Below are 11,715 nucleotides of genomic sequence, written 5' to 3' on the forward strand. Positions count from 1 at the left end.
CACCGGGGTCCGCGTCCGTCGCTCGACGCGAACACGTGGCCATCGTGCACCCCTGGGTGATCGAAGCCTTGCTGGCCGGCCGGAAGACGATCGAGAGCCGCTTCTCGCGAGACAAGCGACCGCCGTTTGGCCGCGTGGAGGCGGGGCATCGCATCTACTTTCGCACGACGGGGGGTGGCTATGCCGCCCGAGCCCGCATCGCCGAGGCCGAGTGCCTGGAGGGACTGACCGAGGCCCGCGTGGCGAAGATCGAGGCCGAGCATCGCTCGGCCATCGGCGGCGACGATGCGTACTGGAAGTCAGCGCGCCGCGCGCGCTGCGTGACGCTGGTGCACCTGCACGACTGCGAGGCCGTCGGCCGCGGGCCATCCCTCGATCGACAGCGGGGAGACCGCCGGGCCTGGTTCGTGCTGGACTAGGCCGACGGCCGTACACTGGCAGCCAATGGAAGCTCATGGGGCGGTCCAAAGCCTGGCGTTGGCCTTCGGGGCGGGTGCGCTCATCACCCTCGTCAGCGATCGGGTGCGCCAGCCGCCGATCCTCTTCCTGCTGCTGGTGGGCTTCGGACTGGGCGTGAACGGGCTCGGCCTGGTCGACGGCGACGCCCTGGGCACCTCGGGCCTGCTTGCCATCGTGTCGGTATCGGTGGGGCTCCTGGTCTTCGAGGGCGGGCTCGGGCTCGATCGAGAGACCATTGCCCGCGCGCCGGGGGCGGTGCGCGGCCTGCTCACCATCGGCGTGATCGTGAGTTGGCTGCTCACGGCGATGCTGGCCCACTTCCTCGTTGGTCTGCCGCTCGACCTGTCGATCCTGCTCGGGGCCATGCTGGTGGTCACCGGGCCCACGGTCATCCAGCCCATCCTGCGACGAACACCCCTGAGCCCAAGGCTGCACTCGGCCCTCATGGCCGAGGGCATCCTGATCGATCCAATCGGCGTGGTGGCCGCCGTGTCGACGCTCGAGATCGTTCGGCTTGCCATCGAGCAGCCCGGCTCGGCCAGCGCGGGGGCCATCCTGGTCCAGTTCCTCGTGCCGGCCGTCACCGGCGTGGGGCTTGGCATCCTGCTGGGCTACGTCGCCGCCCGCGTGCTGCGGATCATCAACGGCGATCGCAAGAGCGACACCCAGACCATCGTGCTGGTTGGCCTCTCGGCGTGCATGATCTCGTTCGGCCTGGCCGAGGCGGTCTCGAGCGAGGCCGGACTGGTCGCCGCCACGCTGTGCGGTCTGGTGCTGGCCAATGCGGCCCGGCCGAGCGCCGAGTCGATGCGCCGGTTCAAGGAAACCACCGCTGTGATGCTGGTGGGCGCGTTGTTCATCCTGCTGGCCTCGCGCGTCCAGCTTGGTCGGCTGTTCGACGTGTCGTGGCAAGAGGTCGTATTCGTTGCGGCCATGGTGCTGCTGGTCAGGCCGCTGTCGGTGCTGGCGGGCACGATCGGAACGGGCCTGACCTATCGCGAGCGGGCATATACGGCCCTCATCGCGCCGCGCGGCATCGTGGCCATCGCTCTGGGCGCCATCGTGGCCATCGAGATGGGGCGCACCGCCACGCAGGTGCTCGACAGCCGGCCCGAACTGGAGACCCACGCCAAGCAGCTTGAGTCGCTGGTCATCCTGGTCATCGTCGTCACCGTCACGCTGGCCGGCCTGACCGCCGGGCCGCTGGCAACCCTGCTCCGCGTTCGGGCGGGCCGACCCAACGGCGTCATCATCGTCGGCGCCCACCGGCTGGGTCGCGACGTGGCGGCGCACCTGCGGGCACTGGGCGTCCCCGTCCGCGTGGTGGACACCAACGCGGCCAACATCGCCGCGGCCGCCAGCGAGGGCATCTCGACAAGCATGGGCAGCGCCACGGACATCCGCTGGATGGATCAGGACGTCGCCTCGACGGGGTTTGGCAACGTGCTGGCACTGTCGGACAACAGCGAGGTCGATGGCGCCGTGGCGCGGTGGGCGGCCCAACGTTTCGGCGTGGGCCAGGTGCTCCAGTGGCGCCGCGACAAGCCCGAGCCCTCGCCCAAGGGTCAGCCCCAGGCCGGCACCGCCATGAAGTGGGGCCGCCCGCTGCGGCACATGCTCTTCCAGATGGACGCCGGGCTGGCGCGCGTCGCCACGTGGGAAGGCGAGCGGGCCGGTGCGGTCGCCATCCTGGCCGTCGATGACACCAGCCAGGTCCACCTGATCGACGACGGCGACGTCGAGAAGGCCTTCCCTGATGGCGTGCCGGAGGGAACCCAACTCATCGGCGTCGAGATCGGACCGGCCAAGAAGCAGGGCGCCGAAGCCCCCGGCGAATCAGACGAGAGCCCGGCGGCCGGCGATCCGACGAATCAGGCCGACAACGACAACGCGGGCGGAGCCTGACGACCCCGCCCGCGCGATGGGCGATCAAATCACTGTTTGGGTTGGCTTACCAGCCGCCGCGACCACCGCCGCCGCCGCCGCCCCGACGGTCACCACCGCCGAAGCCGCCTCCCCCACCGCCGCCGCCGAAGCCACGGCCACCCCGGCCGCCACCGAAGCCGCCACCGCCACCACCGGCGTTGGCCCGCGGGCGGGCCTCGTTGACGGTCAGGGGCCGGCCGTCCATGGGCGTGCCATGGAGGTTCTCGATGGCCTTGTGGCCGTCCTCATCGTTCATCTCGACGAAGCCAAAGCCGCGGCTGCGGCCGGTCTCGCGATCCATGACCACGCTGGCCGACTGGACCTCTCCGAATTGGGCAAAGAGTTCGGCGAGCTCGCTGTCGCCGGTGCTGTACGGCAGATTGCCGACGTAAATCCGCATGACTGTGCGATCCTTCTGTACAAGCGTGCCCGGGAACTACTCACTGACTGAGAGTCCAGGCGCCCCCGCCCCGGGCCCGGGCGACGCCTGCCGATGCGGGCAATCCCGCACTCTGGGGCAGATTGTACCAAAAATCGCGTCCCGAATCGAGGGCATTTTGGGTGTGCCGGGCACGAATCTTTGCCGGCAGCCGGTGCGACCATCGAACTGACGTGTTGACGCCACCCGGGATGGTCGATACCCTTGAGGCCGCTTGCGGGTGTAGCTCAGCGGTAGAGCGTCACGTTGCCAACGTGAATGTCGACGGTTCGAATCCGTTCACCCGCTTTCGAGACTCTTCTTGAAAACGCCGCCCCCGTCAGGGAGCGGCGTTTTGCATTGCCTCTTGCCCGCTCGACCCCGGGCCGGGCCCGGCGAGCAGCCCCACAAGCAGCAACGCCGCGAAGCCGGCCACCGCCAGGCCGAACAGCCGCACGTGGCGGTGCACCGTGGGCATGACCGCCCGGGCGAACCGGCGGTGCCACCGCCAAGGCGTGCAGAACAGCACGACCGCCGTCACGACGATCAGCCAGCCCAGGCTCCAGAAGATGATCGGCCGCCACATGGCCGGCGCGTACACGACCAGCGCGAGGCCGAATACCAGGCGGAGGGCCTGCTCGAGCAGGTGCGTCCACGCCGAGGAGGCGAACGCTCCGAAGAACCGCCGCACCCAGGCTGGGCGGACGAACGCCGCAGCCGCGATCGCAAGAAACGCGGCGGCGGCCACGAAGACGATGATGCCCGAGGCGATCAACACGACGCTGCCCCCGGGGCAAGGCTACGCGGGGGCGATCAGGCGCAGCCCGCATCGAACTCGTTCTGGAACGCCAGGAAGTCGAACAGGCTCAGGCTGCCGTCGCCGTCAAAGTCGGCCTGCAGGTCGCCGGCGTCGAACAGGTTCTGGAAGCCAAGGAAGTCGAAGATCGTCAGTTCGCCATCGCCGTCGATGTCGGCCCGGCAGGCATCGATGCGCAGCACGACGAAGGCCTCTTCGAGTTCATCGAGCCTGGAGATCGGCGAATAGCAGTGGCCGCAGCAGTCCTGGCTCAGGATGAACAGGACCGTGCGGGTGGCCAGGATCACCTCGCGCGGCCCGTCGGTCGGCGCGACGAAGTCGGCCTCCCAGAACATGATGGGATTCTCGTAGGGCGTGGGAATGCCGCCGATCGCCACGATGCGGTGCGCCTGGATCTCGCGTACGCCGTCGATGCCGACCTGCCCCGGCGTGCCATACGGAAAGCCGTACCCGAGCGCGTGGTCATGAATGTGCTGGGCGTGGGCCGACATCAGCAGGTTGGTCCCCACCGTGGCCACCGCGCAGTCGAACTGGAAGTGCGCCCAGAGCTCGATGTGCACGGTCTCGCCGGGCGCAGCCGTGGGCGGATCCAGCACGATCTCGAGCCGAAAGGGCCCTTGGGCCCACACATAAGGCACCATCAGGGCCCACGCCACTGCTGCGTACAAGCCGGCTCTCATGTCCGTGCTCCCCTTGTCACCAACACCCACGCTGAAAGTCATTCTGGAAGTACAAGAAGTCCAGCACTGTCAGGATGCCGTCCGCGTCGAAGTCCGCCATGGCATCGCCCGCTTCGAAGGCGTTCTGGAAGACCAGAAAGTCGTAGACGGTGAGCGCGCCATCGCGGTCGAGGTCGACCGGGCAATGCGCGCAATCGGTGCGGAACACGTGAACAAACCCGCTGCTCTCGGCCGGCCAATCGTGACGCGATGCAACGGCGACCATGTCGCCGCTCAGCGAAAAGCCCGACGCGTAGTCCCAGAGGAAGGTCGTTGGCAAGAAGGTCTTGTCCTCGAGCCATGCGCCCGAAGTATCGCGCCTGAAGCCATGGACCGTGGCATCGCTGTAGAACGAGGGTCGCTCCGAGCGAACGATCATATATTCGTCGACAACCTTGATACCCCGGCCGAAGTGCTCGCCCCTTTGGGGATTCTCAAGCACGATGCGACCGACGTACGTCCACCGGCCATCACGCACCTGGTACTCATGGATGGAGCCCCATGCCGGATCATCGTACGGAGCTCCGATGAACAGGCTGCCGTCGCTCAATGCCAGCGACGTGCCGTACTGGGTGGTGTCAAACGGATCGGGCGGATGGAGCTTCTGCTCGAAGGCCAGCGTGCCATCGGGCAGCCGCCGGTAGAGGTAGACCGCGCCCGTCAGGCGAGCGCCTGAGAATTCGCGGTGCGCGCCTACCGCGACCCATTCGGCGTCCATGGCGATGACGCTTCCGAAGTAGGTCCGCTGGTCGAGTACGTCCGACACGATTTCCTGCACCAGCTCCCACCGGCCCGCGTCGTTGGCATACACCATCACCCGGTTGGGAATCGCCGACGAACCGAGGATCGCCGTAGAACCCAACAGGGCCGTCCCGCTGCTGGCGCCCGTCGCCGTTGGATCTTCGAGATAGGCGGCCGGCACCCAGCGGTCGTCTCTGAACTCCAGGATGACGCCACCCACCGCGGACATCGGCGCGCCGGCGGTCACCAATGCCCGATCGCCATCGATGATCATCCCGCCGCCAAAACGCAGCGAGGGCGGATCGAGTTGGACATCCTCATGAAACACCCACCGGCCATCCGCATCCTGTCGGTACGCCGACACGATGTCCAACCGTCTGGGCAGGACCAGAAGATGGTCGCTGGAGATTGCAACCCCGCCCCGAAACTCACCGGGCGCATTGGGCACGATCTCCTGTGCCGGAGGACACTGGGCGATCACCGATGCGCACGCCCCGCAAACCCCCGCAACTACGGCTGGAACGAGTGCCCTCATACAGCACAGTATGACGCGAGATTCGCCCGATGCCAGATCGGCGCGCAACAGCCCGATCGGTTGATCACGCCGATCGGGCTGGCAGGAGCAAGGGCCAGTCGATGCGTATCAGGCGCAGCCCGCGTCGAACTCGTTCTGGAAGGCCAGGAAGTCGAACAGGCTCAGGCTGCCGTCGCCGTCGAAGTCGGCCGCCAGATCACCGGCGTCGAACAGGTTCTGGAAGCCAAGGAAGTCGAAGATGGTCAGTTCGCCATCGCCGTCGATGTCGGCCCGGCAGGGGGTCGAGCCATCGACGTCGACGTAGTAGATGGTGTTCAGGCCGTCGAAGTCCTTGTCGCGGATGAAGTAGATGCGGCTGCTATCGGCCGACCAGCGGATGTCGCCGTAGCCACCGTTCACGTCGGCGTAGACGGGCAGGTCGGGCGTCAGCTCGCGCAGGCCCGTGCCGTCGATGTTCACGACGTACAGCGAATCGACGGTGTCGACGAAGACGTCGCCGCTGAAGGCGACCTTCGTGCCGTCGGGCGACACGGCCAGGCCGTCGATGTCCTGGAACTCGCCGTCCAGCGACACGATGGGCTCGACCTCGACCTCGCCGATGGTCGTGGGGATGCGCACCAGGCTCTGCGTGTCGGCGAAGTCCCAGTCGGCGGTGCAGACGAAGTACTGGCCGTCGGGCGTCAGCTCGCCGTCGACGATCTCCCAGAAGTCCGGCACGTTCGTGGGCGTGATGAACTGCGGGTCGAAGCTCGAGCCGTCGGTGGGCAGCACGCCCAGCACCTGGGGCTGGGGACCGCCGGCGAACTGGCTTCCGTAGATGACCGTCTCGCCATCCTCGGTGACGTCCCACTGGAACTGATCGATGTCCACGTCCAGCGGCGTGATGCCGAAGATGTCGAAGCTGCCATCGGTCAGGGCGTTGAAGATGCCGTCGCTGCTCTCGTCGTTGAGGTAGATCAGCTCGGTGCCGCCCTTGATGAGCACGCCGTCGCCGGCGACGCCCGTGCCGTCGGTGATCTGGAGCTGGTCGCCGCCGGGGATGGGCAGGCGGAACCACTCGTTGCTCGGGTTGCCGATGGTCTGGTCGCCCTTGAAGTAGACGAAGTCCTGGCCCACGATCGGCGCCTCGTCGACGTCGTTGTGCAGCGTCGGATCGTTCCAGATCTCGGCCGTGCCGCCGGCGATGGGCACGCGGTACAGGTGGTCGCCGCTCACGCCGTCGTCGACCGAACCGACGAAGAAGATGAACTGGCCATCGAGCGACAGCGTGAACGCGTCGACGTCGCCGGTGGTGACGGCCGGGGTGATCACGACCTCGGTGCCTTCCTGGGCCGAGGCGATCGTGGCGGTGGCGGCCAGCGCCAGGCCGGCGGCCAGCGCGATGGTGCGGGTGCGTGTCATGGGTATCTCTCCGTGTGCGTTGGAAAAGCGAGGGTGGAACAAATCAGGATGGAACGTAGAAGCCGCGCCGCCGGCGACTGTCAGCGCGATGGCAAGCGTGCATAAAGAGCGCGCGAAGGTTGCGCGAACGTGTGCATCGACGGGCGACGATGGCACGATGCGCAGGAATGATCCGGCCAGCACGCACCCGGCGCGTTCGCGCACGGACGCCGCCATCGCACACCGAATCACGCCACGAGGCCACCGACCATGCACACGCCCCGCGCCCGCGCGTTCACGCTCATCGAACTGCTCGTCGTCATCGCCATCATCGCCCTGCTCATCGGCATCCTGCTGCCCAGCCTGGGCGCCGCGCGCGAGGCCGGCAAGAAGGTCAAGTGCGCCTCGCAGATGCGCCAGATCATGACGGCGTGGACCAGCTACACCCTCGACCACAACGAGTACCACCACGGCAGCCGCCAGAACTACTCCACGCGCATGGAAGAGCGCGGCGGACGCGGCAGCCAGGGCAACGTGCTCCTGCCCTTCTACGAGGACTACAAGCCCGGCCTCAGCGGCGGCCTGGGCGCCTACTGGGGCGCGCTCTACGACAGCTACCTCGGCGTGGACGTCGACGACAGCATGTTCACCCCCCCGGGCATCGGCGACCGCAGCCACCTTTCGGGATGGGACGTGTGGAAGTGCCCCAGCGCCCAGGAGATCGACCGCTACGGCATCACCGGCCGCGGGGCCGAGGGCAACTTCGATTACGCCACCTACTGCTTCAACGGCGTCTTCCGCAACGGCGCGGGCAGCGACGCGGCGCTCTGGAAGGCCGGCGGCTACAACGACGCCCGCCCCAAGCGCATCACCGAGGTCACCCAGCCGGCCAAGCTCATCGTCTTCAAGGACGGCTACGAGCAGATGATCGACGGCAACGGCGACACGCTCAACGACCTCTACCAGCACGGTGCCAAGAAGGACGAGGAGTACTTCCGCCACGGCCACAGCTGCAACACCTGCTGGCTCGATGGCCACGTCTCGGACATCCCCAAGGAAGACCTGCCCAACACCCTGCCCTGGTACACCGACGTGTGGGACAAGGACCGCCCCGGCGGGCCGCGGTAAACCCGCCGCACGCCCGCGAACCCGGCGCGCCCGGCCCCGGTACCATCGCCCGTGGCCGACGCCCCCAGCACCATGTCATCGCCCGCAGCCGGGGGCCCCACGCCCATGCCCCAGGCGACGCGCTCCGAGCGCGTCGACCCCACGCTCTACCTGCACCCGGCCACGCTGGCCCGCCTGGGCAGCCTCGAGCTGCGCGCCAAGATGATCGTCGAGGGCGTCATGAGCGGGGCCCACCGCAGCCCCTACCAGGGACAATCCGTCGAGTTCGCCCAGCACCGCCAGTACGTCGCCGGCGACGACCTCCGCCACCTGGACTGGAAGGTCTACGGCCGCAGCGACAAGCTCTACCTCAAGCAGTATCAACAAGAGACCAACCTCGACCTGGTCGTGCTCGTCGACGCCAGCGGCTCGATGCAGTACGGCAGCCGGCTGTTCTCCGACGCGGCGGCAACCGGCGCCAGCACCGGCCCCAGCGGCCAGAGCAACTGGCGCAAGATCGACCACGCCACCGCCCTGGCCGCCGCGCTCAGCTACGTGACCCTGCGCCAGGGCGACCGCGTGGGCCTCTACACCTTCGCCGACACGCTGCTGGGCGGGGTCGAGCGCTCCAGCAGCCAGGGGAGCTGGCGCCGCATCGTGTCGGCCCTGGCCCAGGCCCCCGTCGACGGCCAGGCCGACTTCGGCCGCGTCTTCGACCAGGTCTTGGGCAAGCTGACCAACAAGTGCCTGCTGGTCGTCCTCAGCGACTTCTTCACCGACCCCGGCGTGCTCGAGGCCGCCTGGGCAAGGGCCAAGCACCGCGGCCACGACGCCATCGCCTTCCAGGTGCTCGATCGCTCGGAGACCGACTTTGCCTTCAAGGACCCCGGGCCGTTCGAGGGATTGGAGGGCGAGGGCCGCCTGAAGATCGACCCCCGCGCCCTGCGGCCTGCCTACCTCGAGGCCCTGGCCGAGCACACCCGGGCCGTCGAGCGCGGGCTCCGGCGCGTCGGCTTCGACTTCCACCGCCTGAGCACCCACGACTGGCTGGGCCCGCCCCTGGCCGCCTACGCCGCCCGCCGCGAGAGCCTCCTGAAGCGGAGCAAGATGGGATGAGGGGAAGGCATTGGGCATTGGGCACGAGGCAATGGGGGGGATGCGGATGATGCTCCGGCATCCGACCCATTGCCCATTGCCGATTGCCCATTGCCCGGGCCGCCCGAGCGCGTCCCCGGGCGCCCCGAGCGCGTCCCCGGGCTTCCCGGGCACGTCCCCGGGTCATCCGGGCGCGTCCCCGCGCTTCCCGAGCGCGTCCCCGGGCTCCCCGGGAGCATCCCCGGACGACCCGAGCGTGTCCCCGGGCTCTCCCAGAGCATGCTCGGGGAACCCGGGGATATGCCCGGGCTCTCCGGGGAGTCGCTTCTCGGACGTCTTGGGCCGCGTTGACGGGGGGTTCGCCCGATGAGCTTCGTGAATCCCCTCATCCTCGCCGCCGGGCTGGCGGCCATCGCCATCCCCATCGCCATCCACCTGCTCATGCGTCGCCGCCGCAAGCCCACGCCCTGGGCGGCCATGCGCTTCCTGGCCGAGGCCATGCGCAAGCGCCGGCGGCGGCTGCAGCTCGAACGCCTCCTGCTCCTGGCCGTCCGCTGCCTGCTGGTGGCCGCCATCGCCCTGGCCCTGGGCCGGCCGACCATCCGCGGGCTGGCCGGCGAGTCCCCCTTCGGCTCCAGCGCGGTCACCCTGGCCATCGTGATCGACGACTCGATCGCCTCGGGAGTCCGCGACGGCGGGGACGCGACCGCCCTGGACCGCCACCGGGCCATGGCGGTGGAGCTGCTCGAGAGCCTCCGCCCCCAGCGCGGCGACCGGGCCATGCTGGTGCCCATGAGCGGGCCGCTGGCGAGCCCCGCCGACGCCCCGGCCGCCAGCGCCACCGAGCCCACCAGCGACCTGGCCGCCCTGAGCCAGTTCCTCGAGGACCTGACGCCCACCGATGCGGCCGCCGACGCGGCGGGGGCCCTGGCGATCGTCGCCGACGCCCTCTTAGCCGATGCGCTGGATGAAGAGGCCGGCGGCCGCTGGGTCGTGGCCGTGCTGGCCGACGGCGTGGCGGGGGTCTACCCCCCCGGCGAGATCTCCGCCGCCGCCACCACCCCCACCACGCCCCCCACTTCCGAAGCCGCCGGCGAGCGCCCCGAGGCGTCGGTGCTGGCCAGCGACCCGGCCCTGGCGGCCCTGGGGCCCGATGGCGACGCGGGGATCGCCGCCCTGACGCCCATCCGCCCGGTGCTGGTGGTCGGCCAGGGCGAGGCCGTGGCCGTGGGCGCCCCCGCCCGGGTGACCATCGGCCGCAGCGGGGCGGGGCTCGACCAGGAAGCCGCCCGGACCGTCCGCCTGCGCTTCGTCGACGACGCGGGGCCGGGCCCCTGGAGCACCGCCACGGCCCGCTTCCGCCCCGGGGAGCGCACGGCCTCGGTGGTCCTGGACGCCCAGGTCGCCGGCCGGCCGCGGGGACTTGCCTACCTGGAGGCCCAGCTGGTGGGCGAGGGCGGCCAGCCCGACGGCCAATCCGGTGGCCAACCCGGCGGCCAGCCCGGCCAGCGGGGCCAGCGGGGCGATCTCGGCGTGCCGGGCAACGACGCGGCGGTGGCCGCCGTGGCCCTGCGCCGCCAGCTCACCGTGGCGATCATCGAGGCGGCCGGCCCGGCCGGCGCCCCCGCGGGCGCGCTCAACCCCGACGACCCGGCCGCCTGGCTGCGCGCGGCCCTGGCCCCCGACGCCATGGGCGAGGCCGACCCCCTGGCCGACATCGCCGTGACCACCGTGGACCCCGCCGTGGTCGACCTGCCCCGGCTGGCGCGGGCCGACGCGGCCTTCGTGCTGGCCCCCGGCCGCGTGCGCGAGGGCGGGTGGCGGGCCCTGGCCGCCTTCGCCCGCCAGGGCGGGCTGGTGGCGGTCTTCCCGGGGCCAACCAGCGGTCTGGCGCCGTGGGGGGACGCCATGGCCGAGGCCTTCGAGCTGCCCTGGACCATCGGGCCCGAGGCCGTCGAGCACGACCAGCCCCTGTCGATCGCCCGCCGGGCCGGCGACGACCCGCTGGGCCTGCTGCGGCTGGTCGAGGGCGAGCTGGAAGCCCTGCTGCGGCCGGTGACCGTCTCGCGGCACCTGCCCCTGGGCGTCGAGCCGGGCGGCGTGGGCCAGCCGCTGTTGACCCTGGGCAACGGCGACCCGGCGGCCCTGCTGGCCCGCCCGGGCGAGGGCGGCGGCCGCGGGCTGATCGTGCTCTTCGCCGTGCCCCTGGCGGCCAGCTGGACCGACCTGCCGGCCCGGCCGGTGATGGTGCCGCTGGCCCAGGAGCTGGCCCGCGCGGGCGTGGGGCTGGCGGTGGACTCGCCCGGGGCCATCGCCGGCGAGCGACCGGCCGCCCCCGCCGGGGCGGCCCAGCTGCGCCCGGGCTGGGCCCTGGCCGCGGGCGGCTCGATCGCCCCGGTGCCCGTGGACGACGAGGGCGCGGCGGCCCGGCCGCTGCGCCGGGGCGGGCCGTGGCTGGCCCTGGACGGCGGCGGGCGCCCGGCGGGGCTGGTGGCCGGGGCGCCCGCGCACCCGGGCG

Annotated in this window: 10 protein-coding genes and 1 tRNA gene; 6 read left to right on the plus strand and 5 right to left on the minus strand. The window is 70.4% G+C overall.

Annotation, left to right across the window (positions count from 1 at the left end):
• Positions 1–35: 35 nt before the first annotated feature.
• A complete protein-coding gene (locus RIE32_07550; GenBank protein MEQ9096102.1) occupies positions 36–419 on the plus strand; it encodes an ASCH domain-containing protein in 384 nt (127 codons plus the stop codon).
• Between the two features lie 25 nt (positions 420–444).
• Entirely contained in the window at positions 445–2,364 is a 1,920-nt protein-coding gene (locus tag RIE32_07555; protein ID MEQ9096103.1) for a sodium:proton antiporter, read from the plus strand.
• A gap of 46 nt (positions 2,365–2,410) precedes the next feature.
• Here RIE32_07555 and RIE32_07560 read toward each other — a convergent pair whose 3' ends face one another.
• Positions 2,411–2,785, minus strand: coding sequence for an RNA-binding protein (locus RIE32_07560; GenBank protein ID MEQ9096104.1), 375 nt, complete (start codon positions 2,783–2,785; stop codon positions 2,411–2,413).
• 255 nt (positions 2,786–3,040) lie between these two features.
• On the opposite strand from RIE32_07560, the gene RIE32_07565 reads away from it, so the two are divergent.
• A tRNA-Gly gene (locus RIE32_07565) sits at positions 3,041–3,112 on the plus strand.
• A gap of 31 nt (positions 3,113–3,143) precedes the next feature.
• Here the strand turns inward: RIE32_07565 and RIE32_07570 are convergent.
• From RIE32_07570 to RIE32_07585, 4 genes are all read right to left on the minus strand, one after another.
• Positions 3,144–3,581 carry a hypothetical protein gene (locus RIE32_07570; protein ID MEQ9096105.1) on the minus strand — a complete coding sequence of 146 codons (438 nt, stop codon included), beginning with the start codon at positions 3,579–3,581 and terminating at the stop codon, positions 3,144–3,146.
• A 35-nt stretch (positions 3,582–3,616) separates the two neighbouring features.
• Complete coding sequence (locus tag RIE32_07575; GenBank protein MEQ9096106.1) at positions 3,617–4,300, minus strand: GC-type dockerin domain-anchored protein; 684 nt, start codon at positions 4,298–4,300, stop codon at positions 3,617–3,619.
• Between the two features lie 16 nt (positions 4,301–4,316).
• Positions 4,317–5,528, minus strand: coding sequence for a GC-type dockerin domain-anchored protein (locus RIE32_07580; protein MEQ9096107.1), 1,212 nt, complete (start codon positions 5,526–5,528; stop codon positions 4,317–4,319).
• Between the two features lie 195 nt (positions 5,529–5,723).
• Positions 5,724–7,016, minus strand: a complete 1,293-nt coding sequence (locus RIE32_07585) for a GC-type dockerin domain-anchored protein (GenBank protein MEQ9096108.1) — start codon at positions 7,014–7,016, stop codon at positions 5,724–5,726.
• Between the two features lie 249 nt (positions 7,017–7,265).
• On the opposite strand from RIE32_07585, the gene RIE32_07590 reads away from it, so the two are divergent.
• From RIE32_07590 to RIE32_07600, 3 genes are all read left to right on the plus strand, one after another.
• Positions 7,266–8,123, plus strand: a complete 858-nt coding sequence (locus RIE32_07590) for a prepilin-type N-terminal cleavage/methylation domain-containing protein (protein ID MEQ9096109.1) — start codon at positions 7,266–7,268, stop codon at positions 8,121–8,123.
• A 51-nt stretch (positions 8,124–8,174) separates the two neighbouring features.
• Complete coding sequence (locus RIE32_07595) at positions 8,175–9,218, plus strand: DUF58 domain-containing protein (GenBank protein MEQ9096110.1); 1,044 nt, start codon at positions 8,175–8,177, stop codon at positions 9,216–9,218.
• A gap of 345 nt (positions 9,219–9,563) precedes the next feature.
• A partial coding sequence (locus RIE32_07600; protein MEQ9096111.1) for a BatA domain-containing protein occupies positions 9,564–11,715 on the plus strand: 2,152 nt, incomplete at its 3' end.

This window comes from Phycisphaerales bacterium, from assembly GCA_040221175.1.
In the GTDB taxonomy this organism is placed as follows: Bacteria; Planctomycetota; Phycisphaerae; order Phycisphaerales; family UBA1924; genus JAHCJI01.